Here is a 26,404-nt window from a genome sequence, read left to right as displayed (position 1 = left end):
GTGGACGGTGTGAAGGCGGCCGCCCTGCCCGGCGGAAAGGGCGCGGCGCCCGGGCACGGCGCCCGCGGCGACGGGCACGCGGCGGACTGACGGATCCACCGGGGGCGCGTCGAAGGCGTCGCCCCCGGTAACTCATCGCCGTGCCATCGCCGTCTTTGCAGCAGTTCTGGGTGATGACGTAAGCCACCGGCTGACCTCCCTCGAAATATGGCGCGAACCGCGAGGGCCCACCGGAAGTCGAAGTCAGATTATCTCATTCAGAGAATATCATTCTCACTCAGGGCATGCGGCGGCCCGTGATGCCGTGGGCGCAGAAGGTCCAGACCTCCTCGGGCGTGAGCGGTTTCGCGTCGGGATCCGCGTTCGCCGGCTGCGAGGTGAACATCACCGTATGCATGATCATCGCGGCGAGACGGCGCGGATTGGCGGCGGCGGTGAGCCTTCCCGCCGTCTGCGCGTCCGTCATCAGCTCGGTGAAAAGGGCGAACAGCGACGCATGCGCCATCATGACCTCGGTGGGATGGGAGCTGAGCAGCTGCGGTGAGAACTCGGTGAACAGCGGCCGCCGCGCGTCCGGATCCGGCAGGCACAACTGGAACAGCAGTTCCACCGCCGTCCGCAATCGGTCCAGGGGTTCGCCGCTGTTGATGGTGGCCGCCCGGATCTGCTCCACGGTGCGGCCCAACGCGTCCTCGTAGAGTGCGAGCAGCAGTTCGTGCTTGCCGTCGAACTGTAGATAGAAGCTGCGCAACGACTGCCGCGACCGGTCGACGACCTCCTGGACGGTGAAATCCGTACTGCCCTTCTCGGTGATGATCGCCTGCGCCGCGTCCAGGAACCGTTGCACTCGCTGCCCGGCCCGCAGCTTCGCTGTGCGCAGCGACCGCTCCACGGCGCGCTGCTTCCAGGCAGGCTCGCGCCGCCCCTCCACGTCAGTCATGGTCGCCGCGTCCCGCGCGCCGACTCGCCCGCACTCGCCGCGAATCACGCATCACCGCATGGTACTCGTTCGGAACCCTCATTCTTCGCCTCCGGCGCTTAGCATCTGAGAAGTGAAACTTCTATTATCTCGAATAAAGAATCCTATTCTCAATGCGATGCGAGGGGCTGACTTCGGCGCAGACTCTGGCCGCCGAGTTGAACGGAGCAGGGGACCGGACCCGCGCGCTGATCGAAGACTCCCGGCCGCTGCTGGATTCCCAGGTGCGATCCGCCGACGCCGTCCGGATCTGGACGCGCAGCCTCGCCGGCGTCAGCGGTCAGCTCGTCGCCGACGATCCCCGGATCCGCGCCCTGTTGCGGTCCGGACCCGGATTCACCACGGAGGTCGCGCATTTGCTGGACTCGGTGAAGCTCACGCTGCCGATCCTGCTGTCCGACCTGACGTCCATCGGGCAGCTCGGCGTGACCTATAACGCCGGGCTGGAGCAGATCCTGGTGCTGCTGCCGCCGGTGATCTCGATGATCCAGGCGGTGCAACCATCGCAACGCCTCCGGGCTGGGCCTCGGCGACTTCCGGCTCGGCGGCATCTCCGATCCGCCCGCGTGCACCGTCGGTTTCCTGCCGCCGTCGGCGTGGCGATCGCCGGAGGAGTGGTGCGCCACCACCGGCCGCGCCCGCGTCGGCTCCCGCGAACTCCGCGGGCCCCTCGATCGGCATCGCCCGATACGACCCCCGGACCGGTAACTACCTCGGCCCGGGCGGCCGTCTCTACCAGCAGAGCGACCTGGCGTCCGCGCCCGGCCGGGGCTGGACCGACATGCTGCCGCACTGACCGTCGTGGTCTCGGTGATCGCCTTCGGCACGACGAGGCCATGCACGTGGCGACGGTGCGCGCGAATTCGAAGCGCCCGTGGCGGTGGCTAATTCGCGTGACTCATGCCGCCGAATGACACATACTCGACCCGCACGAGTCGAGATCGGGGAGGTAAGGGACTTGAAGCTGGCGGAGGCGTTGACGTTGCGCGCGGATGCGGCGCGGCGGATCGAGCAGTTGCGCGCTCGCGTTGTCGGCAATGCGCGATTCCAGGAGGGGGAGGAGCCCGCCGAGAACGCGGCGGCACTGCTCATCGAGGCGCAGGAGGTGCTCGGCGAGTACGAGACGCTGATCCGGCGCATCAATCGCACCAACGCCGCGGCGCGGATCGGAACCGACGGCACCTTGACCGACGCGCTGGCCCGCCGGGACGCGTTGCGCCTGCGGCACTCCCTGGTCACGGCCGCCGCCGACGCGGCGGCGGGCAAGGGCCAGCCGGGGTACACGCGCCAGCTGCGGTCGGAGCTGAAGATGTTGTCGGCGTTGCCGGTGGCCGACCTGCGTGGGCAGGCCGACGACATCGCCAGGCAGCTGCGTGAACTCGACGTGCGCATCCAGCGCTCCAACTGGGAGGTCGAGCTGCTGGACTGACCTGAGGGAGTGGAGCGGGTAGTCGTCGCGGAGGCGTGCACGAACCCGGGGCCGGACGGGATATTCCGGCCACTTTCCGGCGCACGATGGGCAGTGCGAGGGGTTCGACTCCCCTTTTCACACCGCAGCCCAGCACCGCGCACAGGAGACAGTGCACAGCGCACAGCACACCACCATGTGCAGATCCGTGACGACGAGGGTGGGCAAGGGGCACTCCACGCCTCGTTATTCCCAGAGTTCCCCGCACGGCAGGGGAGGCAGGCCGGGGCGGACGTTGTCGTCGACGGTGATCACGAATCCGGTGTGGACGCCCAACTCGGCGACCACGTCCGCGATCTGCGCCGCGCCCGCCTGGTAGTCCATGGCGAAAGCGCCCGTGTCGATGTGGATGTGGCGCATCCGGCGGACGCGCCTGATACGCCGGGTCATCAGGGCGCCGATCGGGAAGAGCGTTTGCGCAGCAGGAGGGCGAGCAGCAGGACGAGTACGCCGGCGAAGGCCGGCCCGCTCAGGCGCGTGGCGCTGCTCGCGCCGGCGGTTCGGAGCAGGTCGATCGGCTCGGCCGGCTTGCGTGGCGCGGTCGCCGTGGGCGAGGCGGCCGGTGTCGCGACGTCGCCGGCTTTCGAGACCGCCTCGACGATGTCCGCTTCCGGGGTGGCCGACGCGGTGATCTCGTCGGCGAGATTGGTGGCGAACTGACCGATGAGCGTGCCCGCCACGTCGGCGAGCGCGCCGCGCCCGAATTGCGCGGGCTTGCCGGTGATCGCCAGATCGGTATCCACGAAAACGTCCGTGCTGCCGTCGGATTCGACGAGGCGGCAGGTGATGGTGGCCTTGGCCGTTCCGTTGCCGCGGGTTTCGCGGCCGCGCCCCTCCAGCACGGCGATCCCGGCGGCCTCGTCCTGGGAGACCACTTTGATGACGCCGCTGTAGCTCAGCCCCACGGGTCCGAGCTTGACCTTGATCTTGCCGTGGAAGTCGTCGCCGTCCCGGGAGGTGATCGTGGCGCCGGGAACGCACGGGGCGATGCGCTCCAGATCCAGCAGCACCTGCCAGGCCTGCGCGGCCGGAACCGGGATGGTGAAGGTGTTGTCGAGTTTCATGGAAGTCCTTCGGTGCTCACGCGTGCCTCGCGGGTCTCGGTCGCGGCGTTCATCGCATCGGCGGCGGCGCGCACCGCGCGGACGATGCCCTGATATCCGGTGCACCGGCACAGGTTCCCGGAAATGGCCTCGCGGATCTCGGTCTCGGAGGGGTCGGGGTTGTCGCGCAGGAACGCCGTAGCCGACACGATGAAGCCGGGGGTGCAGAAGCCGCACTGCAACCCGTGCTTTTCCCGGAACGCCGCCTGCACCGGGGACAGTTCGCCGTCCGGTCCGGCGATGCCTTCGACGGTGGTGAGTTCGGCGCCGTCGGCTTGCACGGCGAACACCAGGCAGGCCCGCACGGCCTGTCCGTCGAGCATGACCGTGCAGGCCCCGCATACTCCGTGTTCGCACCCGAGATGGGTGCCGGTCAGGCCGCACTTGTCGCGCAGATAGTCGGCCAAGGTGAGCCGGGGCGGCACGCGGTCCCGGCGGAGGGCGCCGTTGATGCGCACCTCGATGTCGACGTCAGTCATTCCCGGCCTCCTCTACGGCGCGCCGCCATGCGCGCGCCACCATTGCCGCTGCGACCCTGCGCCGGTAGTCGGCGGAGCCGTGCACATCCGACGAGATCGCGTTCAGTCCCGCGGTCGCGCCGCGGCCGATCTCCTCCGGCGTCGCGTCGACGGAACGCCCGATCAGCTCGGCTTCGGTCCGCGTGGCCCGCAGCGGGGTCGGCGCCAGGCCGAACAAGCCGATCGCGCACCGCTCGACGCGGGAATCCGCGTCCAGCCGGACCGCCACGGCCGCGCCCGCCATCGCGAAATCCCCACTGCGGCGCGTGAATTCCTCGATGGCGAAGCCGCATCGGCCGTGCCACACGGGGAAGACGATCGCGGTGACCAGCTCGTCGGGCGCCAGGTCGGTGGTCCAGATGCCGGTGAAGAACTCGGCTGCCGGGATCGTGCGCCTCCCGCGCGGCGAGAGCGTCTCGATGCGGGCATCGAGGGTCAGTGCCACCGCGGGGTATTCGGCCGCGGCGTCGGCGTGCGCGATCGCGCCGCCGATCGTGCCCCGGTTGCGGATCTGGAAGTGCCCGATGAGTGGAGTGGCCCTGGCGAGCAGCGGCACTCCTCGGCGAACGGCCTCGGACCGGCCGACCTCGGCGTGGGTGGTCGCCGCGCCGATCCGGACGGAATCTCCCTCGGTCTCGATGCCGCGCAGCTCGTCCAGGCGGCGCAGGTCGACGAGATGCTCGAAGACGGCCAGCCGCAACGCCAGCATCGGGACGAGACTCTGCCCGCCGGAGATGATCTTGGCCTCGTCGCCGAGATCGGCCAGGAGGTTTACGGCCTCCTCGGCGGTCGCGGGTGCGTGGTATTCGAAGCTCGCCGGCTTCATTCGGGACCCTTTCCGGCGGCACGCGCCTCGTCCAGCAGCGCCACGATCGTGGCCGGGGACAGCGGCAGCTTCGAGATCTCCACCCCGAACGGCGCCAGCGCGTCGATCACGGCGTTGAGGACGGCCGGGGGGGCCCCGATGGCCCCGCCCTCGCCGACACCTTTGAAATTGCCGGGGCCCGGGCTCGGGGTCTCGATGTGCCCCACCTCGATCGTCGGCGCTTCGGTGGCCGTCGGCAGCAGGTAGTCCAGGAAGGTGGTGGCCACCGGATTGCCGCTGTCGTCGTAGGCGAGATGCTCGTAGAGCGCGCCGCCGATGCCTTGCACGGTGCCGCCGTAGATCTGGCCTTCCACGACATTGGGGTTGATCAGCGGACCGCAGTCCTCGCTGACGATGTAGCGCAGCAACTTCACCTGTCCGGTCTCGATGTCGACCTCGCAGGTGCATACGTGGGTGGCGTTGGCCCAGATCGCCAGCTGCGGGGTCTTGTGGCGTCCGCTCGCCTCCAGCCCGGGCGGTACCCCGGGCGGCAGCGAATCGGTCTGGAAGTAGGCGATCTCGGCGATCTCGGCCAGTGACAGGCTCTTGTCGGGCGTTGCGCGGACGGTGGCCCGGCTGCGGCTGAACTCGATGTCGTCGGCGCTCGCGCCAAGCCGGTGCGCGGCGATCGCCAGGATGCGTTCGCGCAGCATCGACGCCGTGCGGGCGATCGCGCCCGCCGTCATCGAGCCGGACCGGCTGCCACCGGTACCGCCGCCGAATGGTGTGATCGCGGTGTCGCCCTGAATGGTTCGCACATCCGCCAGCTCCGCCCCGAGCGCGTCGGCGGCGAGCTGGACGACGGTGGTCTCCAAGCTGTTGCCCGCGGAGCCACCCGCGACGTAGACGTTCACCTTGCCGCTCGGCTCGATGCGGATGGTGGCGCCCTCGGTGCTCAGGAACGGGCTGCCGCCGGTGGTCGGCTCCACATAGGTGCAGGTGCCGACGCCGAGGTAGCGGCCTTCGGCGCGGGCTCGGCGTTGCTGCTCGCGGAAGCCTTCGTAATCCAGCATCCGGACCGCTTGCTCCAGCGTTTCCAGCGGTGAGATGTTGTCGAAGGTCATGCCGTTCGGATTCGCCCACGGCAACTCGTCACGGCGCAGCATGTTCCGCCTGCGCAGCTCGATCGGGTCGATGCCGATCTGGCGGGCGGCGTGGTCGAGCAGGATTTCGCGGGCCACCGATTCGAACTGCCACGGGCCGCGGTAGGCGAGGCGGCCGACGGTGTTGGAGTACCGGAATTTCGCGGTGAACGAGGCGTCGGTGATCCGGTACGGCCCGGGGAACAGGATCCCGACCACGACCCCGCCGGTGAGCGGCGACGGCGTCGGATAGGCGCCCACGTTCTGCACGTGGTCGATGGCGGCGGCGAGGATCTTTCCTTCGCTGTCGAACGCCATTCCGACGTCGGCGTGCTCATGGCGCGACATGCCCGCGGCCATCAGGTTCTCTCGGCGGTCCTCGATCCACTTCACCGCGGTGCCGAGTTTGCGGGCGGCCAGCAGGACGCACGCGTCCTCGCGCAGCGGGACCTGCTTGAGGCCGAATCCGCCGCCGGTGTCGCGGGCGATGACGCGCACCTGATGCTCATCGATGCCGAGCAGCCGGGCGCAGAATCCGCGCACTTCGTGCGGTGACTGGGTGGAACTCCAGATCGTCATCTCCGCCGTCGGCGCCGACCAGTCCGCCACGATCCCGCGCGTCTCCAGCGGGACCGGCAGGTACGCCTGCTGAAAGATCGTCTGCCGCACCACATGCGCGGCCGAATCGAACACCGGCGCCAGATCGGCGGCGGGGCGTCCGCCCAATTCGCCCGCGTTGTTCCCGGCGAACGCGGCGTGCACCAGGTTCGGCGAATCCGCCGCAGTGACGTAGTCGACCACCGGTTCCAGTGGCTCGTAGTCGATGACCACCAGTTCGGCGGCGTCCTCGGCCACATATCGGTCGACCGCGATCACCAGGGCCACCGGGTCGCCGACGAACCGCACCTCCTCCTCGGCCAGCGGCGGCCGTGGCACCGGCGGGAAGCCGACGATGTCCAGCGCGTAGGAGATCTCGTGGACGCCGGAATTGAGGTCCGCGGCGGTGTAGACGGCCAGTACGCCGTCGAGTTCGAGTGCGGCGGAGACATCGATGTCGCCGATCGTGGCGCGGGGGAGCGGGCTGCGGATGAAGCACGCGTGCGCCATACCCGGCCGGGTGACGTCGTCGACGAAGGTTCCCTTGCCGGTCACCAGGCGCGCGTCCTCGATGCGCGGCACTCGCGTGCCGACGACACCGGTCGTGGTGCTGAACTCGGTCCGGGTCATCGGTGGGCTCGCAGGTGCATCGAGCGGGATCGGCCGCGGGGCGGCTCGGGCGAAGTCATCCGGTTGGTCCTCCGTTCACCTCGGGCGCCGGTCGGTGCGCCCGCATGGCGGTCGTTGCCCCGGCGAATCCGGACATCGGCGGCGGGGCTCCCGAGCCGGGGGCAAGCCTCGTGCCGGGGCGCCGATCGGTTGCCGTTCGCGAATGCTGAGCACGTGTTTAGCATCGAGATTCGCGCGCTGTCAACTCCGCCTATGTCGAAAATGATTATGTAGCTAGTATTGAATGAGAATAGCATTCTCATCGCCTCGGCAGGCGAACACGCCGGACGGGGCGGTCGCAAGGCGCCTCCGTGCGAGGCGACGATCGCCGAGAGGATCACCATGCGCGAACTCGCTGCCCACCTGCTGCGCTGGCATGCCGCGCACGCTAACTACGTGCTCGCCACCGTGGTGCGCGTGGCCGGTAGCGCGCCCCGGCCGGCCGGGGCCACCATGGCGGTGGACGGATCCGGGAACGTGCGCGGCAGCCTGTCGGGCGGGTGCGTGGAGGGTGCGGTCTACGAGCTGTGCCGAGAGGTGCTCGCGTCCGGCGAACCCGTCCGCCGGACGTTCGGCTACAGCGACACCGACGCCTTCGCGGTCGGCCTGACCTGCGGCGGAGAGCTGGAGATCTTCGTGCACCGGATCACCCCGAGCGAGTATCCGGCCGTCGAGGCCGCGCTCGATCAGGACGGTCCGATGACGTTCGTGCGCGACTTGGACTCCGGCGCCGTGGGCGCGCTGGGGCCCGTGAGTGCCACCGGCGCCGACTTCGATGACGCGGTGGTGCGCCAAGCACGCGCGATGCTCGACCTCGGCGCGACCGGTGTGCGCATCGTGGGCTGCGCGGACCGGGAGCGCACGGTGTTCGTCGAGTCCTTCGCCCCCGCGCCGCGCATGCTGATCTTCGGCGCCACCGATTTCGCCACCGCGCTGTGCCGGGTCGGCCGGCTGCTCGGGTACCACGTCACCGTGTGTGAGGCGCGTCCCGCCTTCGCCGATCACGCGCGGATGCCGGACGCCGACGAAGTCGTCCGGGACTGGCCGCAGCGGTATCTGCGACGCACGCGAGTCGATGCGCGCACGGTGATCTGCGTACTCACGCACGATCCGAAGTTCGACGTCCCCGTGCTCACCGAAGCGCTGCGACTGCCTGTGACCTACGTGGGCGCGATGGGGTCGCGCCGGGCCGACCGGGACCGGCGGCTCCGGTTGCGCGCCGCCGGCGTCACCGAGGAGCAATTGCGGCGGCTGCACTCGCCGATCGGCCTGGAACTGGGCGGCCGGACGCCCGAGGAGACGGCCGTCGCGATCGGCGCCGAGATCGTCGCCGTGCGGCGCGGCGGTTCCGCGCGGTCGCTGTCCGCGACCGATAGGCCCATTCATGCCGTTGTCACGCGCGTCGAGACCGGTGACCCCATCGGGATCTGACGTACCGCGATCGACGCCATGAGTGTCGACGCCACCGTAGAAGGCGCGCCCGGTGGGTCACGGCCCGTTCGACGCGCCCCGCGCCACCTTGTTCGTCGAGCGGGACGTGCACGACTACCGCTCGGTTGACTCGGGACACGCCACGAACCGAGCGCGGGCGTACCTGCCCGCAGGCCGGTTTACCGCGGGAATGGCGTATCGGCGGCGGTGCTGTTGCCGACCCGTCGCGGGCCGAGTGCTCGTTCAGTCGAGAAACAAGTCGGGCGTGGGGTTTTCGCCGCCGCCGTACCCGGACAGATCGTCGACCCCGGCGTAGAACGAGAGCGCGTCCGCGTCGATGAAGCAGTTGCCGGTGACCTGCCTGGCCGGCCGGGTCAGGATGGCGACGGCGGCGTCGGCCATGATCCGCGGGCTGCGGGCGGCCGCGAGCTGCCGCTCGCCGTCGGCCAGGGCCGCGACCGCCGAGGTGGCGATATAGGTCTGCGGCCACAGGCAGTTGAAACCTATTCCGGCGTCGGCGAATTCGGCTGACCAGCCCTGCGACAGCAGCGTCATGCCGTACTTGGAGAGGGTGTAGGCCGGGTGGGCGCCCAGCCAGCGGGGGTTCAGGTTGATCGGGGGCGCGATGGTCAGCACGTGCGGGTTGGCCGAGTCGCGCAGATGCGGCAGGCAGGCCTGGGTCAGCAGGAACATGCCGCGGATGTTGACGTCGTGCATCAGGTCGAACTTCTTGACCGGCAGCCGCTCGGTCGGTTCGGTGGCGATCGCACTGGCGTTGTTCACGCAGACATCGATGCCGCCGAATCGCCGCACCGCGGTGTCGACCACGCGCCGCACGTCCGCTTCGTCGCGCACGTCGCCGACCACGGCGGCGGCGCGTCCGCCCGCGGCTTCCACCTCGGCGGCCGCCGTGTGCACGGTGCCCGGCAGGCGGGGGTGCGGTTCTGCGGTCTTGGCCAGCAGCACCACGTTCGCGCCCTCGGCGGCGGCCGCGAGGGCGATCGCCAAGCCGATGCCGCGGCTCGCGCCGGACACCACCACAATGCGATCGGTCAGCTGTCGGTCCTGGTCCGGCATCGTTCTCCTCGGTCGTGGCGGGCGCGTCGACCCGGTGGCACCACTCGAATGGTATTGGCATTCTCATTTTTTGCAAGTACGGTATTCAATGATGAACAACCAAGTGCAGACCTCCTCCGGGATCCCGCTGCAGCCGAGCTACGGACCGGACGCCCGGCGGGATGAGCCGCCCGCTCCGGGCGCCTACCCCTTCACCCGCGGCAATTTCGCGACCGGCTACCGGGGGCGGCTGTGGACCTTCCGGCAGTACTCCGGCTTCGGGACCGCCGAGGAGTCCAACCGCCGCTACCGGTATCTGCTGGAGCAAGGCGGCACCGGGCTGTCGGTCGCGCTCGATCTGCCCACCCAGTGCGGGTACGACTCCGACGACCCGGAGGTGAGCGAAGAAGTCGGCAGGGTCGGCGTCGCGGTGGACACCCTCGCCGATGCCGAAGTGCTCTTCGACGGCATCCCGCTGGACCGGATCAGCACCAGCTTCACCATCAACGGCACCGCCGCGATCCTGCTGGCGTTCTACGTGGCGGCCGCGGAGAAGAAGGGCGTGCCGCGCGCGAAGCTCACCGGCACCATCCAGAACGACATCCTCAAGGAGTACGCCTCGCGCGGCACCTGGATCTGGCCGCCGGAGCCGTCCTTGCGCTTGATCGCCGACACCATCGAGTTCTGCGCGGCCGAGGTGCCGCGGTTCAACGCGATCTCGGTGGCGGGCGCGCATTTTCGCGATGCGGGCGCGAACGCCGTGCAGGAGATGGCCTTCACGCTGGCCGACGGCGTCACCTACTGCGACACCGTGATCGAACGCGGCCGGATGACCATCGATCAGTTCGCCCCGCAGATCTCGTTCTTCTTCTACACGCACGGCGACTTCTTCGAGGAGATCGCGAAATACCGCGCCGGACGCCGCCGGTGGGCCACCATCGTGCGCGAACGCTACGGCGCGACCACCGACAAGGCCTCGATGTTCCGCTTCGGCTGCGTGGCGGGCGGCGCCTCGCTCTACGCGCCCCAAGCGCAGAACAACTTGGTTCGCGTCGCCTACGAGGCGCTGGCCTCGGTGCTCGGCGGCGTGCAGTCGATGTTCACCGCCGCGTGGGACGAGCCGTTCGCACTGCCCAGCGAGGAATCCGCGACGCTGGCGCTGCGCACCCAGCAGCTGCTCGCCTACGAGACCGGGGTGACCAGGGTGGCCGACCCGCTCGGCGGCTCCTACTTCGTCGAGGCGCTCACCGACGCCACCGAGGCCGAGATCATCGAGATCATGCACGACCTCGAGCAGCACGGCGGCATGGTGCGCTGTATCGAGGACGGGTACCTGCAGGGCCTGATCGCCGACGAGGCCTACCGGCTGCACCAGGCGGTGGAATCGGGTGAGCGCCCGGTGGTGGGGGTGAACAAGTTCGTCTCCGACGAGCCCGCGCCGGACATCGGCACCTACGAACTCGACGCCGACGGGCGCGAACGGCAGTTGAAGCGGCTGGCCCGCGTGCGATCCGAGCGCGACGCCGGGACCGTCCGCGAGACCCTGACGGCTCTCTCGCGCGCCGCGGAAGGAGACGAGAACCTCATGCGCCGCCTCGTCGATTGCGCGAACGCCTACTGCACGGTCGGCGAGATGACCGCCGCGCTGAAGTCGGTGTGGGGCGAATTCCAGCAGCCGGTGGTGTTCTGATGCCCGCTCGTGTGCTGGTCGCCAAACCGGGCCTGGACGGGCACGATCGCGGAGCCAAGATCGTCGCCCGTACGCTGCGCGACGCCGGATTCGAGGTCATCTACACCGGAATCCGCCAGCGTGTGGAGGACATCGTCGCCATCGCGCTGCAAGAGGATGTGGCCGTCGTCGGCCTGAGCATTCTCTCCGGGGCGCACGTCGCGCTCACCACCAGGGTGGTGGAGGCGTTGCGCGCCGCCGACGCGGGCGACATCGCGGTGGTGGTCGGTGGAACCATCCCGCAGGCGGACGTGCCGCGGCTACTGGAAGCCGGTGCGGCAGCGGTCTTTCCGACGAGCACTCCGCTGGAGACGCTCGTCACCGAGATCCGCGCGTTGACCGGGCACCCGGCCCCATGACCGGGCGGGTGCCGACTTCGGACAGCTTGGAGGAATCGTGCGCATCGGAGTGATGATCGGGCCGGAGAAAGGGGACTCCGGGCGCAAGCTCGAACGGATGCTGCGCGACATCGAGTGGGCCGAGTCCGCGGGAATGGACACGGCGTGGATCCCGCAGATCCCCACCGATTTCGACGCGCTGATCACGATCGCCGCGATGGGGCTGCGCACTTCCCGGATCGAGCTGGGCACCGCGGTCGTGCCCTTACAGACGCAGCATCCGATCGCCTTGGCGCGGCAGGCGCTTTCGGCGCATGCCGCGGCCGGAGGCAGGTTGGCGCTGGGCGTGGGCCCGTCGCATCACTGGATCGTGCGAGACATGCTCGGCCTTCCCTATGACAAACCGGCCGCCTACACCCGCGACTACCTCGAGGTGCTGCACGCTGGATTGCGCGGGCCGGGCCAGGTGGACGTGCAGAACGCGACGTTCGCCGTGCACAACCCGCTCGATCTCGGGCCGGTGGCGCCCGTGCCGGTGCTGGTCGCCGCGTTGGGACCGGTGATGCTGCGCATCGCGGGCGAGCAAGCCGACGGCACCGTGCTCTGGATGGCCGACGCGCGCGCGATCGCCGATCATGTCGTCCCGAAGATCAGCAAAGCGGCGGCCGATGCGGGCCGTCCGGCTCCGCGTGTGGTCGCCGGACTGCCGGTGTGCCTGTGCGAGCCCGGCCGGGTGGACGAGGCGCGCGAGCGGGCCAATCGCATTCTGGGCGAGGCCGAGATCTCCCCCAACTATCAACGGTTGCTCGACCAAGGCGACGCCCGTGACATCGGCGACCTGTGCTTGGCCGGCGACGAAGCGCAGATCGCGGCCGGATTGCGCCGCTACGCGGAGGCGGGCGCCACGGATGTCTCGGTGCGGCTGCTGCCGATCGGCGAAACCCGGGACGAACTGGTGGCGTCCAAGCAGCGCACGCGGGAGATGATCGCCGAACTCGCCAGGGCGTCGCGGTGAGTCCTGCGGGAGCGGGGCCGCTGGCCGGGATCCGGATCCTGGAGGTGGGGACCATGCTGGCAGGCCCCTACGCCACCATGATGCTCGCCGATCTGGGCGCGGAAGTCACCAAACTGGAACCGGCGTGCGGCGACATCTCCCGTCAGGTGAGCGACAGCTACTTCGCCAGCCTGAACCGCGGAAAACGCAGTATCCGCGTGGAATTGAGCACCGAGCAGGGACAAGCGCGGCTCGGCGAACTCGTCGCCGGGTCACACGCGCTGCTGGTGAACCTCAAACCCTCCGCGATCCGGCGGCTCGGTCTGACCTACGAGGCGTTGCGCCGGTGGAACGAGAAGATCGTCTGTGTCGCGATCACCGGCTACGGCCTCTACGGCGGCGACGATCCGGCCTTCGACTACGTGATCCAGGCGGCGGCCGGGATCGCCGCCCTCACCGGTGATCCCGCGGGTCCGCCGACGCTGCCGGGATACTCCTCGGCGGACAACTCGACCGGTCTGACGGCCGCGCTGGGACTGCTGGCCCAGATCGTCTCCGGTCGTGGCGGCCAGATCGACGTGTCGCTGTACGAGGTCATGCTCTCGCAGCTGAACTATCACGCGGCCGCCTACCTCAACGAGGGGAAGCGGCCGCAGCGCCGCCCGTTCGGCGCGCACTCGTATTACGTTCCCGCGCAGATCTTCCCGACCGCCGACGGCTATCTCGCGCTGTTCGTGACCCACGACGGCTTCTGGAAGACCTTCGCCGCGGAGGCGGGTGTCGACGGGTTCGAGCTGATGGCCGACCGGGTCGCCCGTCGCGTGCAGGTGCTGGCGGCGGTGACCGCCGCCCTCGCGGCCGACACCGCGACCGGATGGGAAGCGCGGCTGCGGCCGCTCGGAATTCCCGCCGCCGCGGTCCGTGACCTGCCGGAGGCGCTGGAGGCAAGCCCGGAGGCCGTGGTGACGGCGGGGGACTTCCGGCTCGTCGGCAGCCCGATCCGGATCGCGGGCTATGAGCCGCAGTACGCGCCGCCGCCTCTACTGGGCCAGCACGGGGGCTGAAAAGCGCGACGCCGGATTCGGTAGGGGCGACCGGCACCAGCATCGGCACCCCGCGCCCGCAGCCCGGCCGTTATCCCCGTCGCAGCTGTCGCCCGGGCGCGCGTGAGAACATGTGAACCGATCGTGGACGTATGGAATTCACCACGAATCATGCTGTGACGCTGCGTAAATTGCGCACCGTGCGCCGAATAATCGGGCCGACTCGACGCGGCGCGCTGCGCGGGACCCGCCTCGCCGCTCACTCGTAGTCGACGGTGATCGAGTCGGTGTCCGGGACGGCCTGGCAGGTGAGCACATAGCCGTCATCGAGTTCGTCGTCGGTGAGCGCGTTGTTCTGGCGCAGGGTCGCGCTTCCCGCGGTCACTTTGGCGATGCAGGTGGCGCAGTTGCCCGCCTCGCAGGAGAACGGCGGCGTCAGCCCGCCCCGGCGTGCGCTCTCCAGCAGCGTCTCGCCGTTCTTGCGTGGCACCGTCTTCTTCCTGCCGTTGAGGATGATCGTCACGGTGCCCGCCGCCGTGGGCGGTGCGGAAGGAGCCGTCGACGGGCGGGTCACGCTGTCGGCCGGGGCGTCGTCCACGGCGTCGGGAAGGGGCGCGGGCGCACCGAACCGCTCGCTGAACACCACCCCCGGACCCGGCAGCGCCAGATCGACCATCTCCATGAACGCCTCGGGTCCGCAGACGTAGTGATCGGCGTGGCCATCGGTCCCGACGAAGGCGCGCACCGCCGTGGCGTCGAGGAAGCCGCCCTCGGCGTCCAAGTGCCGGACCACCTCGAGCCGGTCCGGGTAGCGCCGCGCCAGTTCGGTCAAAATTGCCTCGAAGATCATCGAATCCGCGTCGCGGTCCGCGCATAGCAGCCGGACCCGCCGCCGCGTGGTGGCCAACGCGCACTTGGTGAGCGACAAGATCGGCGTGATGCCGCTGCCACCGCTGAAGCCCAGCAGCGGCACGTCGGTCTCGCGCAGGCAGAACCGCCCCGCCGCCTTGGTCATCTCCACCTCGTCGCCCTCGGAGAGATGGTCGTGCATCCAATTCGACACGGCTCCGCCCGGCACCCGCTTGACCGTCGTCATCAATTCGCCGTCGGTCTCCGGCGCGCTGGACATCGAGTACGACCGGAACAGCTCCGTCCCGTTCACGGCGATCTTGAACGTGCAGAACTGTCCGGCGCGGTAGGGGATCGGCCTGTCGTGCGGCGCGAGCACGAACGTGCGCGCGTCGGCGCTCTCCTTCACGATCCGGGTCACGGTCACGCGCTGGAACAAAGAGGGTCTCGCCATGGACCGCGTCCTCCTGGTATGAAGATTCTATCCGAATGAGAATTATATTCTCACTCACGAGACGGGATCTCTCAAATGTTCTCGACCACCGCTTCGAGCGCGCTCGTCTTCGAGGGGCGGGCCTACACGAGGACCGAACTCGACGATCTCGCGGCCGGTCTGGCGACCGAACTGGCCGAGCGCGGAGTGCGCGCCGCAGACCGCGTCGCGCTCATGTCGTCGAACCGGCCGGAGTTCGTCGTCGCGGTGCTGGCCATCTGGCGGCTGGGCGCCGCGGCGGTGCTGATCAGTCCGGCGTGGAAGCACGACGAGGTCGCGCACGCGGTGGCGGTCGCCGGGCCGAGCCAGGGCGTCGGCGACAATCCGGTGCTGGCCGAGGTGCTGCCGATGCGGCACCTGGACGCGCCGATCGTCCCCGCCCGTCGCGGCGATGCGCCGCCGGACCCCGCTTCGGACGCCGTGCTGGTGTTCAGTTCGGGCACCACGGGAATGCCGAAGGCGGTGCGGCACACCCACGCGTCGCTGGCGGTCGCGGTGCGCCAGTGGACCGAGGTTCTCGGCCTCACCGCGAGCGACCGGATCCAGATCGCCACGCCGCCCTCGCACATCCTGGGGCTGCTCAACATCGTGACCGCGCTGCGAACGGGTGCGTGGATGCGCCTGCACCGCCGCTTCGACCTGGAGACGATGCTCGGCTGCATCCAAGACGACCGGATCACCGTCGAGATGGCCGTCGCGCCCATCGCTCTCGCCCTCGCCGGGCACCCGCGGCTCGAGTCCTACGACCTCGGTTCGCTGCGCTACATCATGTGGGGCGCGACGCCGGTGACGGTCGGTGTGGCCGAGACCGTCACCCGGCGCACGGGGGTTCGCTGGTTGCCCGCCTACGGTGCGAGCGAGTTACCGGTGATCGCGTGCAACCCGCTGGAGGACGCGCGGCTGGACACGGTGGGCAAGGCCGCACCCGGCGTGCGCGTACGGGTGGTCGCGCTGGACACCGGAGAAGTCCTGCCGCCCGGGGAGATCGGCGAGATCCAATGCCTCGCGGAGTCGGTGATGGCCGGGTACCTGCCCGCCGAGGAGACCGCCGGCGCCTTCGACGAGGGCTGGTACCGCACCGGCGACGTCGGTTGTGTCGACGACGAAGGCTGGATCCGGCTCACCGACCGGGCCAAGGAAATGATCAAGGTCCGCGGTTTCCAAGTGGCGCCCGCCGAGATCGAAGGCGTGCTGCACGATCACCCGAAGGTCACCGACTGCGCCGTGTTCGGTGAGCCCGATGCCGCGGACGGCGAGGCGATCGTCGCGGCGGTCGCCTGCGCGGAGTCGGTCACCGCCGACGAGTTGATCGCCCTGGTCGGCGAGCGCCTGGCCCGGTACAAGCGGCCGCGCCGCGTCGTGTTCGTGCCCGAGATCCCGCGCCTGCCCTCGGGCAAGGCGCTGCGCCGAGTACTCGAGGAGCGCTATGGACGTCCGTTTGACGAGTGAACAGCGGCAATTGCGCGATGTCGCGGCGAAATTGGCCGACGACCTCGGCCCAGGGTCGGTCGCGGGTCTCGACGACGAGCACCGCCTCGCGCGCCTGGAACGAACGGTCGCGGCCACCGGCTGGCGCGCCCTGCGCACCGACGGCGCCTCCGGGGTCGAGGTCGCGATCGTGGCCGAGGAGTTCGGCCGCGGTCTGGTCGACGTCGCCTTCCTCGGCCCGGTGCTCGCCGACGACCTGCGCAGGCGGTGCGGCGCCGACGATCGCGGGTGGACGATCGCGGTCGGCGACCGCGCCGTCGACGCGCGCGGCGGCGAAGGAGCGCTGCTCGTCGCCGGCGAGCAGGTCCTGGCCGCACCACTGGGTGCCACACTGCCCGGCGCGGATCTGACCCGGCGCACCGCGACGGTCGCGGACGAGCGCAGGCACGTCGGGGAACTCGCGGCCGAGGAGGCCACCCGATGGCACGCGCTGGCCCTCACCGCGACCACCGCCGACCTGCTCGGCGCCGCCCGCGGCGCGCACGATCTCGCCGTCGAGTACGCGAAGGTCCGCGAGCAGTACGGCCGCGCGATCGGGTCCTACCAAGCCGTGGCGCATCTGCTGGCCGAGAACCAAGCGCTGATCGAAGGGGCGATCAGCGTGCTGCGGCACGCGGCCTGGGCGGTCGACGAATTGGCTCCGGCGCAAGCACTACAGGCCGCGCGGATCGCCAAGGTCTACACCGCACGGGCCGCCCGCACCGTCTGCGAGACCTCGATCCAGGTGCACGGCGGCATCGGCAACACGTGGGAGTGCCTCGCCCACGTCTACCTGCGGCGCGCGCTGGTCTCGACCGAACTGTTCCCCGTCCGCCTGGAGGAGATCGACCTTGGACTTTCGTGATTCATCGCAGGAGGCCGAATTCCGCGCGCGGCTGCGCGCCTGGCTGGCCGAGACGGCCGGGAAGTTCCCGACTTCGGGCGACGACTACTGGGCGCGCCAGGGCGAATGGCATCGCGCGCTGTACGCGGCGGGATTCTTCGGCTTGTCCTGGCCGAAGGAATTCGGCGGACACGAGCTGCCCCCGGTCTACGACGTGATCGTGGACGAGGAACTCGCGCTCGCCGGCGCGCCGCCGCGCCCCAGCCTCGGCTACCTCGTGCAGGGCTTGGGCCGCCACGGCGGCAAGGAACTGCAGCGGCGCTTCCTGCCCGGGATGATCGACGGCACCCAGCGCTGGTGCCAGGGCTTCAGCGAGCCGGGTGCGGGCTCCGACCTCGCCGCGCTGCGCACTACCGCGACCCGCGACGGCGACCACTACGTGGTGCACGGCCACAAGATCTGGACCAGCTACTCCGACATCGCCGACTGGTGCCTGCTGCTGGCCAGGACCGACCCGCACGCGCCACGGCACAAAGGCATCTCGGCGTTCGTGATCGCCATGGCCCAGCCCGGCGTGCAGCAGCGGCCGCTGGCCATGATCAGCGGTGTCACCAGGGAGTTCGGGCAAGTGCTCTTCGACGGTGCGACGGTGCCCGCCGATCAGATGGTCGGCGAGCCCGGTGACGGCTGGAAGCTGGCGATGACCGTCGTCGGGCACGAACGCGAGCCGTCCACCCTCGGGTACGCGGCCCGTTACGGAAAACTGGTGCGCGAGTTGGCTTCCCGGCTCGACGGTCGCGCGCCGGAGGAACTGTCCTGGGCGGCGGTGCAGACCGAGATGCTGCGCTTGCACGTGCGGCGGCGGCTGTCCGAACAGCTGGACGGCGTGGTGCACGGCCCCGACGGATCCCTGGACAAACTGCTCATGACCTGGGTGGACCAGTCGGTCGGGCACGCCGCGCTTGCCGTCGGCGGTACGGACGATCCGGAACTGCTCGGCAGCTACTTCTACAGCCGCGCCCAGAGCGTCATGGGCGGCACCTCGCAGATCCAGAAGAACATCATCGCCTCGCGCATCCTCGGATTAGGAGTTTGACCATGTACGACTTGCCGGAAGAGATCCACGTCGAAGCCGACGGACCGATCCGCATCATCACGCTCAACCGGCCCGACGCGCTCAACGCCGTCAACGACGACCTGCACACCGGTCTGGCCCGGCTCTGGCCCCGCCTGTCCGACGACCGGGAGGCGCGCGTCGCGGTGCTCACCGGCGCGGGCAAGGCGTTCTCGGCGGGCGGGGACTTCGCCTATCTCGCCGAGCTGGGCAGCGATGCCGAGCTGCGCGCCGAGACGATCGCGCACGGCCGCGACATCGTGCTCGGCATGGCCCGGTGCCGGGTGCCGGTGGTGGCGGCGGTGAACGGTCCCGCGGTGGGCCTCGGCTGCAGCCTGGTCGCGCTGAGCGACATCGCCTACATCGCCGAGACCGCCTACCTGAAGGACCCGCATGTCCAGGTCGGCCTGGTCGCCGCGGACGGTGGCCCGCTGACCTGGCCGCTGCACACCAGCCTGCTGCTGGCCAAGGAGTACGCGCTCACCGGCGCGAAGATCCCCGCCGCGCGGGCCCGCGAGATGGGCTTGGTCAACCACGTGGTCGCCGATCCGCGCACCGAGGCGCTGTCCTGCGCGAAACGCATCCTGGAATTGCCACGCCAAGCGGTCGAGAGCACCAAGCGCCTGCTGAACCTGCACTTGGAACGCGCGGTGCTGGCAACCCTGGACTACGCGACCACCGCGGAGGATCTGTCCTTCCAGACCGCGGAGTTCCGGGCGGTGATCACCACCCTCACCGCGGGACGGGAGTGACGCCGGATCGCAGGCCGCGATCGTTCTCGCCGCGTGATCGCGAAGAACATGGCCCGCAAGACATCTCGTAGCAAACCGTGCCCCCGTAAACTGTGCTTGGCCAAGTGAACATCCGCGGGGCACACTCTATGTAACGACGTCCGGCGCGGCCGGTCGAACGCGGGGGCGAGGTCCGACAGCAGATGAGGATTCGGCCGAGGCAGCAGTTGCTCGAGCTGTGGCGAGCGGTGCTCGCCTGTTCCTATCCGGACGGAACGTGGATCTGGGGCGGACGCGACGGCGCCAATTCCATCAGCGACGCCGAGCAGCTGCTCTGCCTGTTGTATCCCGCGACCGAGATCGAAGCGTTCGCGCTGGACCAACCGAACGACATGAGTCCCGACGTCAGGTCCGCGCTCGCCCCGTTCGGCGAGGAGACGCGCATCGGTGGGGTTCTGGTCGCCCTGGTGGAAGAATATCTGCGCCGCTACACCGGACCCGATGGCGAGCCGGTCTTCGCCAGCGGCTCCTACCTGCGCTCCGGCGACGGCGGCACGCTCACCGACGCGCAATCGGCGGTGGAGGTGGTCGACTCCTACTCGATGTCGCTGAGCCTGTGCATCGCGGCGCTGCGGTTCCTGCGCGGATTCCTTCGCTTCGTCAGCGGCGAGGTCCGGCTGGAGGCCCGGCAATTGCGCGCGCGGATCCCCGCGGTGATCGAGCTGGTCAGCGCGCGGCTCACCGCCGCGATGGCGGGCCTGGTCCGCAGTTTCGTCATCCACACACCGGAGCCGACCACCGAGTTCGGGCAGTCGATCATCTACATGCTCAACCAGACCCGCACGCCGCCCGACGAGATCATCGAACGGCTGTCGGCCCAGCTGGAACGCCTACGGGTGCAGGCGGCCAACGAGGTCAGGCTCAGCCAGACCACCGAGGTCGATATCGCCGACGACGGGCGGCTGTTCGAATGCGGCTGGAGCTGGGGCATCGTGCGCAGCGCCGAACCCATCGACCTCGTGCCGGGCCGGGTCAGCAGCGCGATCGGGCACGCCGAGCCCCGTCCGTACCTGTATTTCACCGCTGTCGCCCTCGACGGCATCATCGACCTGTCGTCGCAGCGCATCCGGGAACTCGATCTGCTGACCGACGAGCAGCGCACTCTCGCCGACGCGCTGCAACTGCGCTTCGAGCTGACCCGCAACTACTGGTCGAGGGTCGCTCGCTTCGGCAACGGCCGCTGGCCGCTGGAGGACATCCCGTGGCGCACCGCCGACGGTGAGGAATCGGAGTATTTCAGTCTCGTGGTCACCGCCATGCTGATCCAGGACCTGGTCTACCGGGAGAGCACCGAGGATCTGACCCGCACGGTGGCGGTGCTCGACCAGTTGGCCCGCCGCGGACGCATCACCAGCCGGTTCACCGTGGGTGATCCCGCAGCGCCGCTGCACTATCCGGGTGTGCGCCTCAACCTGGCGGGCAGCGAGGACGCCGCCGAGGGAACCCAATTGGTCTGGTATGTGCCGGATTTCGCGACCATGCTGCTCAAACGTTGCCTGCAGGCCGCGCGCCTGCGCACCGACGTGGACACCCGCGACCGGCTGATGGCGCTGGCCGAGGCCGCGATGGATCATCTCGACCAGCGAGTGCTGCGCGACGGCCCGGTGATCGGCCTGTGGGACGACATCGGCCGGGTGGTCGGCGCGGCGGACACACGGCTGGAAGGGCCGTCCTGGTTCGTCACCGAGCGGATGATGGAGTGCCTGGTCATCGCGTACAGCACCTTCGAGCAACCCCCGCTGGCCCCCCAGGCGATGGTCGCCCGCGCGGTGGACCTGCTCAGTGAGGCCGAACATCTGCTCAATCAGGAGGAACTGGAGGTCGAGGGCCAGGACTTCTCGCCGAAACAGGCCGCGGTCAACCGGATCCGGCAATCGCTCGACCGAGCCCGCCGGGTGCTGCGCGAGCGTCCAGGCACCGCGTACAGCCTCGCCACCCAGGCGTTGGTCCAGCTCGACGAACTGGCGTACGCCCGCCGGGACGCGACGCGGTAGGGGCAGGCATGCTGGTGTTCTCCACCTCCGACAAGGGCGGCACCGGACGCTCGGTGACCAGTTGCAACATCGCCTACCGGCTGTGCCTTTCCGGCCTCGACGTGGCCTACGCCGACTTCGACCTCGGCTCGCCCACCGCTGGTGCGCTGTTCGAGATCGGTGCGGCCGAACGCGGCGTGCCGCGCGGCGGCGTGCATTCCTACCTGCTCGGCGAGAGCGGAACCGTGGCCCGCGTCGACGTGGGCGCGGCGACCGATCGGCCGGACCTGCGCCGGATCGGTCCCAACTCCGGCCGGTTGGTACTGCTGCCCGGCGACGAGGGCGGCGCCGAATTCCTCACCGGTGACGACGCCGTGGTGGAGCGCTGCGCGGAACTGCTGGTGGCGCTGGATCAGGAGTTCCGCGTGGTGATCGTGGATCTCAGCGCGGGCCGGTCGGCCGCCCTGCAGATCGCTCTACAGGCCACCGCGTTGCCGCAACTGCGCAGGCGCACCGCCCGCTGGCTGATCTTCCACCGCTGGACTCGCCAGCACATCGTGGCCGCCGCCGGTCTGGTGTACGGCCCGCACGGTCTGCTGAAGGCGGGCGCCGAATGCGGCCACGACCCGGAGGAGTTGCTCGGCTCGGTGCGTTATGTGCGCACCGCCGTGCCCGACGCCAACTGGGACGGGGTGGCCCAGCGCCCGGCGCAGGCGGCGTGGCTGCAAGAGCAGGACACCGCGTTGCGGCGGCTGGCCACCGCCAAACGGCTCGGCGCGACGGCGAAGCTGGGCGACACCCCGATGGAACCGGTGTTGCAGCGGCGCGAGCAGCTCATCCTCGACGCCGACGTGAACGCCCAGATCGCCAACGCCGAGACCGCGCTGGCCTATGCCGAACTGGCTCGCCGACTGGTCGACATCGCCACGTGGGAGAGGCTGTAGATGCGGGATACACAGGGCTACAGCGAGGCGACCGAGCAGCCTCGGATCGCTTCGGTTCCGTTGTCGCACTTATCTATCGAGGTCGGGCACTTCTACCTCAACGAGATCACCTCCGATATCGAGCGGGTCACCGCGGAGTTCCGCCGCATCGTGCCCCTGGTGTCGGCCTTCATCGAGTCGGCCAAGGTGCAGTTCGGCCCGAACGCCCGCGTGAGCACCTGCTATCTGATCGACGACTACTTCCATCCCGACACCGATCCCTCCGCCATCCTCACCAAGCTGCTGGACGCCGCGGAGGAATCCGGACTGGTCATCGACTACCTGGCGCGCGAGTCCGGCTGCTGGCGGGCCTCGAAGTTCGTCGAAGGTGTGGCGATCGGTGAGCCGATTCCCGTGGCGGAGATGGTGGCCGCGCGCATCGTCGCCGAGCCCGCGCCGCCGAGTACCGGCCGCAGGCCACCGACCGCGGAATCGGGCTGGCTGTGCAACGGACGCCGGTCCTCGGAGGACGAGCACAATCAAGCCATGCGCCGGCGTACCTATCGGCCACCGGAGGAGTTCGGCCGCCGGGAGCATTCGATCTTCCTCGACGTGGAGTTGTGGAGCAAGCACGTCGTCGACGGGGTGACGGTCACTCGTTGGTCGTGCCCGTTCCTGGCCGCCGTCTGGCATCTGCTGCGGCTCGGCATGCTGCGCTACCACGGTGGCGCCGTGGCGGATCCGCAACCGTGGCGCCGCGAGGATCTCGCGCCACGGCGCTGGTCCGACCTGCCGCCGGTGGTGCAGCTCAATCCGTCCGCCGCGCCGTTCGCCGCCTACAAGACGCTGTCGATGCTGCCCAAGCGGTACATCGGCATCGAGCACGCCGTGCGGCTGGTGCTCGACCACCTCGACCTCGACGACGACGTGGTCGAGCAGACCATCACCCGCGGCGCGGGCGAGGTGCCGCCGGTGCCGGTGCCGCGCAAGGTCAGCGATCGGCTCTCCCACCTGCTGCTCGACGGGGCCTGACATGGCCGCGACCACGCCTCTGGTCGTCCTCGGTGAAGTGCGCACCTGCCTGCTGCCGTCGTCGACCGCGCTGACCGGCGCGGAGGCCTGCGATCTGCTGGCGCTCATGCCGGGCTGCACGGTGCGCTGGCGGGAGCGGCCGGGCACGCTGGCGGTCTCGCCGACCACCGCGGTGGGCGTCGACTGTGATCTGGCCTTGGGCGAGCAGACCGCGCACATCGTCGGAACCGTGGCCACCAGCGCGGTCCTGTCCGGCGGACGCGTGCTGCAATCCACCGCGTGCACCCGGGTGGTGCGCGCGGCAGGCCGACGCAGACAGACCTGGTCGCACTACCTCAGTCAGAAGGGCATGACCGAAGTCATCAGCCGCATCCCCGAAAGAGCCACCGCCGGTGCGGCTCTGGCCGAGGGGTTCCTCACCGGCCGGGCCGACGTCGACACACTGGATCTGGCCTCGATCAGCGAACGCCTGCTGACTCGCCTGCGCGCCGACCCCAGGCTGGACCAGACGCCGCCGGTGCGGACGGGAACCACCCGGCTGCGCTGGACGGCCCGGATCGGGGGCAGCGTGGGCCCCGCCGCCGCCCTGCACCTGGACGACGCCACCCTCCGCACCGTCCGGTTGATCGTGCGCGACGAGGCGGACCTGGATGCCGCGCAACGGTTCTGTGAGGATCTGGCCGCGCACGACTGGCTGCTGACTGTCGTCACCGCCGTGCTGGCGGAGGCCCAGCGCTTCCCCTCGCACAGCCGGGAACGCACCGACATTCTGGCCCCGGTGCTCGAGGATCTCGCCGGGCTGTGGATGCCCGGAGCCCACACCCCGGCGTCGATGCGTGCGTTGTGGCGCGAGCTTCAGGTCGATCCCGGTTTGTCCCGTCAGTGGAACGCGCTCGTCGCCCAGCTACAGAACCGGATCGCCGTCGCGACACTGAACGCATTGCGGCACAAAGAACTCGACACCGAATGGTAGCGACCGCTCCGGCTACATCCGGAACCATTTGCGCACCAGCAGCGCGAAGAACACCGACATCGATACCGTGCCCGCCCACGCTTCGACGGCGAACAGCGGCCGGGCGGCCGGGCGCAGATTCTCCGTGTCACCGGGGCCGAGTGGATTGATGAAGCCGGTCACGCACGTGTAGACGGTGGCAGCCGGTGAGGAATTGCCGCTCAGCAGCAGAGCGGCGACGGTGAACAGCACCAGCTGCACGGCCACCCAGCCGAGCAGCCAGAACGGCCGGTAACCGTAGCCGCACAGGACGTAGGACAGTTGCCCCGGCCAGCGCCGTGGACCCCGCGGCAACGCGAGGGTGCTGGCCCGGGCCAACCGCAGACCGCAGCGGTCCTGCGCCTCGTCGTCCTCGTTCATCCGGTACAGCGCGGCCCCCCTCCGGTAGGCCAGCGCCGCATGAGCGGGCAATCCGGCCGCCGAGAGTTGTGCACCCAGCCGTTCGTACTCCTCGGCCAGCATGGTGTTCTGCCGGCTGCTCAGCCGCAACGGACCACGGAATTCGACCTCGGCGGCCAGCAGCGCCGCCGTGATCGCGCTCGGCACCCGCCAGTCCGCCTCGTCGGGCGCCGGTTGCCGCGCGGCCGCGTACAGGTGCCGGAAGACCAGCGAGTCGGAATGACGCCGCGCACTGGGCGGGTCGTAGTCGGCGAGGATCGCCTCGGCATGCGCGGTGAACCGCTCCAGCTCGGCCTGCTCGGGGCGGTCACCCCGATCGATCTCGGCGGTGTATTCGTCCGCGCGCCTTGTGATCCGGGTCGAGACGGATGCGACGAAGGGCGAAATCTCCCCCATGTCACGAGTCTAGCGGGCGGCCCTTCAGCCGGTACTCGAAAACGTCTCGCGGCTCGCCCGGCCCGAAGTACCGGTCGTCGTGCTCGACGAATTCGAATCCCGCGCGCTTGAACAGGTTGCCGGCCAGCCGGTTGTCCGGCCGCACGGTCAGATACACCACCTCGGCGCCGATCTTCCGGCAGGTCTGCAAGGTGCGGGTCAGCAGGGCGTGGCCATACCCTTCGCCCTGGTACCTCTTGGCCACGGCGAAGGTGAACAGCAATGCCCGGCCGGACTTCTCCAGCGTCAGCGCGTAACCGATCACGGTGCCTTCCACCTCGGCGACCAGCCATTCGGATCCGTGCAGGTCGAACAGCTGGCGCAGCATCAGATACAGGTACGGCTCGGCGAACACCTCGGCCTCGATGGCCGCGATGTCCTCGATATCGGCGAAGCAGGCCTGCCGGTATTCCGGCTGAGACGCTTTGGCGATGTTCATCCGCTCCCTACTGCCAGGGCATAGGCCGTCGATTCCAGCTTAGAACACCGATTTGGCAGCGAATCCGCCACGTATGTGGATTCATAGTGCGTCAGGTTACCTCGAGGTTCGGACTCGCTGGATGGTTGCCGGTGGCTGGGGAGAGGGGGTGGCGTAGGGCGTTCGGCAGGAGGGGATGAGGCTCACCGGTCCCACTGGCCTTCCGTCGTGGTAACGAAGGACTTGCTCGGTCGTTTCCGGTCCGCCCGGGCTTCGATGTGCTCGAGCACTCTTTGCATCAGAGTGGGGGACATCGGCTGCCATCGCACCGTGCCTCCCTTCTCGCGGAGTCGCACGAGGCAGTCGCCCACATTGAGGTCTTCAATGGCGAGGCGGGCGAGACCGCAACGGCGACAAGCCGTTTCGATGAGGAAGCGTAGTATCAGTGCGTCGAGCGGTCGATCGTTTCCAGTCTCCGAAGCCACGCGCCCGAGATCATGTATCTGCTCGAGCGACAGCGCGTGCCGCGAACTGGACACGTGGCGCGGTTTGGACACTCTGGCTGCGGGGTTTTCCGGCGGGTGGATCAACCTGTCGAGTTCGGCATGGCGATACAAGCGTCGGATCGCTGAACCATGGTTGCGGCGGCACCACGCCCACCACGAGAGTTCGACCGTTTCTGAGGTTCCGACTTATATGTCTGCCAGCGGTTCGTCGTCGGGGTAGCTGCCCGTAGCGTGCCGTAGCGGACCGGGTGGCTTGACTCCTGAGGTTGCTGTCGC

General features: G+C 69.4%; 25 protein-coding genes. 15 read left to right on the top strand and 10 right to left on the bottom strand.

Annotated features, from left to right (window positions below; genetic code table 11):
- Nucleotides 1-277 precede the first annotated feature (277 nt).
- On the bottom strand, nucleotides 278-940 hold the full coding sequence (locus ACZ6DL_RS25340; RefSeq protein ID WP_466054726.1) for a TetR/AcrR family transcriptional regulator: 663 nt from the start codon (nucleotides 938-940) through the stop codon (nucleotides 278-280).
- Between the two features lie 152 nt (nucleotides 941-1,092).
- Here ACZ6DL_RS25340 and ACZ6DL_RS25335 point away from each other — a divergent pair, with 152 nt between their 5' ends.
- Together ACZ6DL_RS25335 and ACZ6DL_RS25330 are read left to right on the top strand one after the other, a co-directional pair.
- Nucleotides 1,093-1,893, top strand: a complete 801-nt coding sequence (locus ACZ6DL_RS25335) for an Mce/MlaD family protein (protein ID WP_466054725.1) — start codon at nucleotides 1,093-1,095, stop codon at nucleotides 1,891-1,893.
- A 44-nt stretch (nucleotides 1,894-1,937) separates the two neighbouring features.
- Nucleotides 1,938-2,408, top strand: a complete 471-nt coding sequence (locus ACZ6DL_RS25330) for a DIP1984 family protein (RefSeq protein ID WP_466054723.1) — start codon at nucleotides 1,938-1,940, stop codon at nucleotides 2,406-2,408.
- 225 nt (nucleotides 2,409-2,633) lie between these two features.
- Here ACZ6DL_RS25330 and ACZ6DL_RS25325 read toward each other — a convergent pair whose 3' ends face one another.
- From ACZ6DL_RS25325 to ACZ6DL_RS25305, 5 genes are read right to left on the bottom strand one after another with little or no spacing between them, the layout of a single operon-like run.
- Nucleotides 2,634-2,837, bottom strand: a complete 204-nt coding sequence (locus ACZ6DL_RS25325) for a hypothetical protein (protein WP_466054721.1) — start codon at nucleotides 2,835-2,837, stop codon at nucleotides 2,634-2,636.
- A complete protein-coding gene (locus ACZ6DL_RS25320; protein WP_466054719.1) occupies nucleotides 2,837-3,511 on the bottom strand; it encodes an SRPBCC family protein in 675 nt (224 codons plus the stop codon). The genes ACZ6DL_RS25325 and ACZ6DL_RS25320 overlap by 1 nt, the downstream gene beginning before the upstream one ends.
- Nucleotides 3,508-4,029, bottom strand: a complete 522-nt coding sequence (locus tag ACZ6DL_RS25315) for a (2Fe-2S)-binding protein (RefSeq protein ID WP_466054718.1) — start codon at nucleotides 4,027-4,029, stop codon at nucleotides 3,508-3,510. The genes ACZ6DL_RS25320 and ACZ6DL_RS25315 overlap by 4 nt, the downstream gene beginning before the upstream one ends.
- Entirely contained in the window at nucleotides 4,022-4,894 is an 873-nt protein-coding gene (locus ACZ6DL_RS25310) for an FAD binding domain-containing protein (RefSeq protein WP_466054716.1), read from the bottom strand. Before ACZ6DL_RS25310 ends, ACZ6DL_RS25315 begins: the two co-directional genes overlap by 8 nt.
- Entirely contained in the window at nucleotides 4,891-7,242 is a 2,352-nt protein-coding gene (locus ACZ6DL_RS25305) for a xanthine dehydrogenase family protein molybdopterin-binding subunit (protein WP_466054714.1), read from the bottom strand. The genes ACZ6DL_RS25310 and ACZ6DL_RS25305 overlap by 4 nt, the downstream gene beginning before the upstream one ends.
- A gap of 381 nt (nucleotides 7,243-7,623) precedes the next feature.
- Here ACZ6DL_RS25305 and ACZ6DL_RS25300 point away from each other — a divergent pair, with 381 nt between their 5' ends.
- On the top strand, nucleotides 7,624-8,712 hold the full coding sequence (locus ACZ6DL_RS25300) for an XdhC family protein (RefSeq protein WP_466054712.1): 1,089 nt from the start codon (nucleotides 7,624-7,626) through the stop codon (nucleotides 8,710-8,712).
- 243 nt (nucleotides 8,713-8,955) lie between these two features.
- Here ACZ6DL_RS25300 and ACZ6DL_RS25295 read toward each other — a convergent pair whose 3' ends face one another.
- Nucleotides 8,956-9,789, bottom strand: coding sequence for an SDR family oxidoreductase (locus ACZ6DL_RS25295; RefSeq protein WP_466054711.1), 834 nt, complete (start codon nucleotides 9,787-9,789; stop codon nucleotides 8,956-8,958).
- Nucleotides 9,790-9,880: 91 nt separating this feature from the next.
- Here ACZ6DL_RS25295 and ACZ6DL_RS25290 point away from each other — a divergent pair, with 91 nt between their 5' ends.
- The 4 genes from ACZ6DL_RS25290 to ACZ6DL_RS25275 are packed head-to-tail and all read left to right on the top strand — an operon-like array spanning nucleotide 9,881 to nucleotide 13,893.
- The gene (locus tag ACZ6DL_RS25290; protein WP_466054709.1) at nucleotides 9,881-11,458 is read left to right on the top strand and encodes a methylmalonyl-CoA mutase family protein; all 1,578 of its coding nucleotides are present in this window, start codon (nucleotides 9,881-9,883) and stop codon (nucleotides 11,456-11,458) included.
- On the top strand, nucleotides 11,458-11,856 hold the full coding sequence (locus tag ACZ6DL_RS25285) for a cobalamin B12-binding domain-containing protein (RefSeq protein ID WP_466054708.1): 399 nt from the start codon (nucleotides 11,458-11,460) through the stop codon (nucleotides 11,854-11,856). The genes ACZ6DL_RS25290 and ACZ6DL_RS25285 overlap by 1 nt, the downstream gene beginning before the upstream one ends.
- Nucleotides 11,857-11,893: 37 nt before the next feature.
- Nucleotides 11,894-12,850, top strand: coding sequence for an LLM class F420-dependent oxidoreductase (locus ACZ6DL_RS25280; RefSeq protein ID WP_466054706.1), 957 nt, complete (start codon nucleotides 11,894-11,896; stop codon nucleotides 12,848-12,850).
- Nucleotides 12,847-13,893, top strand: coding sequence for a CaiB/BaiF CoA transferase family protein (locus ACZ6DL_RS25275; RefSeq protein ID WP_466054704.1), 1,047 nt, complete (start codon nucleotides 12,847-12,849; stop codon nucleotides 13,891-13,893). The genes ACZ6DL_RS25280 and ACZ6DL_RS25275 overlap by 4 nt, the downstream gene beginning before the upstream one ends.
- A 238-nt stretch (nucleotides 13,894-14,131) precedes the next feature.
- Here the strand turns inward: ACZ6DL_RS25275 and ACZ6DL_RS25270 are convergent, their stop codons facing one another.
- On the bottom strand, nucleotides 14,132-15,175 hold the full coding sequence (locus tag ACZ6DL_RS25270) for a 2Fe-2S iron-sulfur cluster-binding protein (protein WP_466054703.1): 1,044 nt from the start codon (nucleotides 15,173-15,175) through the stop codon (nucleotides 14,132-14,134).
- A gap of 75 nt (nucleotides 15,176-15,250) precedes the next feature.
- Between ACZ6DL_RS25270 and ACZ6DL_RS25265 the strand changes: the two genes are divergently transcribed.
- The 8 genes from ACZ6DL_RS25265 (at nucleotide 15,251) to ACZ6DL_RS25230 (ending at nucleotide 24,331) form a co-directional block, all read left to right on the top strand.
- Entirely contained in the window at nucleotides 15,251-16,663 is a 1,413-nt protein-coding gene (locus tag ACZ6DL_RS25265; protein ID WP_466054701.1) for a class I adenylate-forming enzyme family protein, read from the top strand.
- On the top strand, nucleotides 16,641-17,546 hold the full coding sequence (locus tag ACZ6DL_RS25260; RefSeq protein ID WP_466054700.1) for an acyl-CoA dehydrogenase family protein: 906 nt from the start codon (nucleotides 16,641-16,643) through the stop codon (nucleotides 17,544-17,546). The genes ACZ6DL_RS25265 and ACZ6DL_RS25260 overlap by 23 nt, the downstream gene beginning before the upstream one ends.
- Nucleotides 17,533-18,621 (top strand): acyl-CoA dehydrogenase family protein, encoded by a 1,089-nt coding sequence (locus tag ACZ6DL_RS25255; RefSeq protein ID WP_466054698.1) that lies wholly within the window; start codon nucleotides 17,533-17,535, stop codon nucleotides 18,619-18,621. Before ACZ6DL_RS25260 ends, ACZ6DL_RS25255 begins: the two co-directional genes overlap by 14 nt.
- A 2-nt stretch (nucleotides 18,622-18,623) precedes the next feature.
- The gene (locus tag ACZ6DL_RS25250; RefSeq protein ID WP_466054697.1) at nucleotides 18,624-19,391 is read left to right on the top strand and encodes an enoyl-CoA hydratase/isomerase family protein; all 768 of its coding nucleotides are present in this window, start codon (nucleotides 18,624-18,626) and stop codon (nucleotides 19,389-19,391) included.
- Nucleotides 19,392-19,573: 182 nt separating this feature from the next.
- Complete coding sequence (locus ACZ6DL_RS25245; RefSeq protein WP_466054695.1) at nucleotides 19,574-21,424, top strand: SCO2524 family protein; 1,851 nt, start codon at nucleotides 19,574-19,576, stop codon at nucleotides 21,422-21,424.
- Between the two features lie 8 nt (nucleotides 21,425-21,432).
- On the top strand, nucleotides 21,433-22,347 hold the full coding sequence (locus tag ACZ6DL_RS25240; RefSeq protein WP_040864019.1) for an SCO2523 family variant P-loop protein: 915 nt from the start codon (nucleotides 21,433-21,435) through the stop codon (nucleotides 22,345-22,347).
- Entirely contained in the window at nucleotides 22,348-23,358 is a 1,011-nt protein-coding gene (locus ACZ6DL_RS25235; protein ID WP_466054693.1) for an SCO2522 family protein, read from the top strand.
- Nucleotide 23,359: 1 nt separating this feature from the next.
- Nucleotides 23,360-24,331 (top strand): SCO2521 family protein, encoded by a 972-nt coding sequence (locus ACZ6DL_RS25230; RefSeq protein WP_466054691.1) that lies wholly within the window; start codon nucleotides 23,360-23,362, stop codon nucleotides 24,329-24,331.
- A gap of 12 nt (nucleotides 24,332-24,343) precedes the next feature.
- On the opposite strand, the gene ACZ6DL_RS25225 is transcribed toward ACZ6DL_RS25230, so the two are convergent.
- The gene (locus ACZ6DL_RS25225; protein WP_466054689.1) at nucleotides 24,344-25,165 is read right to left on the bottom strand and encodes a hypothetical protein; all 822 of its coding nucleotides are present in this window, start codon (nucleotides 25,163-25,165) and stop codon (nucleotides 24,344-24,346) included.
- A 1-nt stretch (nucleotide 25,166) separates the two neighbouring features.
- Nucleotides 25,167-25,643, bottom strand: a complete 477-nt coding sequence (locus ACZ6DL_RS25220; RefSeq protein WP_466054688.1) for a GNAT family N-acetyltransferase — start codon at nucleotides 25,641-25,643, stop codon at nucleotides 25,167-25,169.
- Nucleotides 25,644-26,404: the final 761 nt, after the last annotated feature.

Source organism: Nocardia sp. NPDC041819, assembly GCF_055590505.1.
This window is presented reverse-complemented; position numbering and strand designations above follow the sequence as displayed.

Excerpts from the sequence above, each read along its gene's own strand:
- ACZ6DL_RS25340 (WP_466054726.1), bottom strand. The coding sequence starts at position 940 with ATGACTGACGTGGAGGGGCGGCGCGAGCCTGCCTGGAAGCAGCGCGCC.
- ACZ6DL_RS25335 (WP_466054725.1), top strand. The coding sequence starts at position 1,093 with ATGCGATGCGAGGGGCTGACTTCGGCGCAGACTCTGGCCGCCGAGTTG.
- ACZ6DL_RS25325 (WP_466054721.1), bottom strand. The coding sequence starts at position 2,837 with ATGACCCGGCGTATCAGGCGCGTCCGCCGGATGCGCCACATCCACATC.
- ACZ6DL_RS25320 (WP_466054719.1), bottom strand. The coding sequence starts at position 3,511 with ATGAAACTCGACAACACCTTCACCATCCCGGTTCCGGCCGCGCAGGCC.
- ACZ6DL_RS25315 (WP_466054718.1), bottom strand. The coding sequence starts at position 4,029 with ATGACTGACGTCGACATCGAGGTGCGCATCAACGGCGCCCTCCGCCGG.
- ACZ6DL_RS25310 (WP_466054716.1), bottom strand. The coding sequence starts at position 4,894 with ATGAAGCCGGCGAGCTTCGAATACCACGCACCCGCGACCGCCGAGGAG.
- ACZ6DL_RS25305 (WP_466054714.1), bottom strand. The coding sequence starts at position 7,242 with ATGACCCGGACCGAGTTCAGCACCACGACCGGTGTCGTCGGCACGCGA.
- ACZ6DL_RS25300 (WP_466054712.1), top strand. The coding sequence starts at position 7,624 with ATGCGCGAACTCGCTGCCCACCTGCTGCGCTGGCATGCCGCGCACGCT.
- ACZ6DL_RS25295 (WP_466054711.1), bottom strand. The coding sequence starts at position 9,789 with ATGCCGGACCAGGACCGACAGCTGACCGATCGCATTGTGGTGGTGTCC.
- ACZ6DL_RS25290 (WP_466054709.1), top strand. The coding sequence starts at position 9,881 with ATGAACAACCAAGTGCAGACCTCCTCCGGGATCCCGCTGCAGCCGAGC.
- ACZ6DL_RS25285 (WP_466054708.1), top strand. The coding sequence starts at position 11,458 with ATGCCCGCTCGTGTGCTGGTCGCCAAACCGGGCCTGGACGGGCACGAT.
- ACZ6DL_RS25270 (WP_466054703.1), bottom strand. The coding sequence starts at position 15,175 with ATGGCGAGACCCTCTTTGTTCCAGCGCGTGACCGTGACCCGGATCGTG.
- ACZ6DL_RS25265 (WP_466054701.1), top strand. The coding sequence starts at position 15,251 with ATGTTCTCGACCACCGCTTCGAGCGCGCTCGTCTTCGAGGGGCGGGCC.
- ACZ6DL_RS25260 (WP_466054700.1), top strand. The coding sequence starts at position 16,641 with ATGGACGTCCGTTTGACGAGTGAACAGCGGCAATTGCGCGATGTCGCG.
- ACZ6DL_RS25250 (WP_466054697.1), top strand. The coding sequence starts at position 18,624 with ATGTACGACTTGCCGGAAGAGATCCACGTCGAAGCCGACGGACCGATC.
- ACZ6DL_RS25245 (WP_466054695.1), top strand. The coding sequence starts at position 19,574 with ATGAGGATTCGGCCGAGGCAGCAGTTGCTCGAGCTGTGGCGAGCGGTG.
- ACZ6DL_RS25240 (WP_040864019.1), top strand. The coding sequence starts at position 21,433 with ATGCTGGTGTTCTCCACCTCCGACAAGGGCGGCACCGGACGCTCGGTG.
- ACZ6DL_RS25235 (WP_466054693.1), top strand. The coding sequence starts at position 22,348 with ATGCGGGATACACAGGGCTACAGCGAGGCGACCGAGCAGCCTCGGATC.
- ACZ6DL_RS25230 (WP_466054691.1), top strand. The coding sequence starts at position 23,360 with ATGGCCGCGACCACGCCTCTGGTCGTCCTCGGTGAAGTGCGCACCTGC.
- ACZ6DL_RS25225 (WP_466054689.1), bottom strand. The coding sequence starts at position 25,165 with ATGGGGGAGATTTCGCCCTTCGTCGCATCCGTCTCGACCCGGATCACA.
- ACZ6DL_RS25220 (WP_466054688.1), bottom strand. The coding sequence starts at position 25,643 with ATGAACATCGCCAAAGCGTCTCAGCCGGAATACCGGCAGGCCTGCTTC.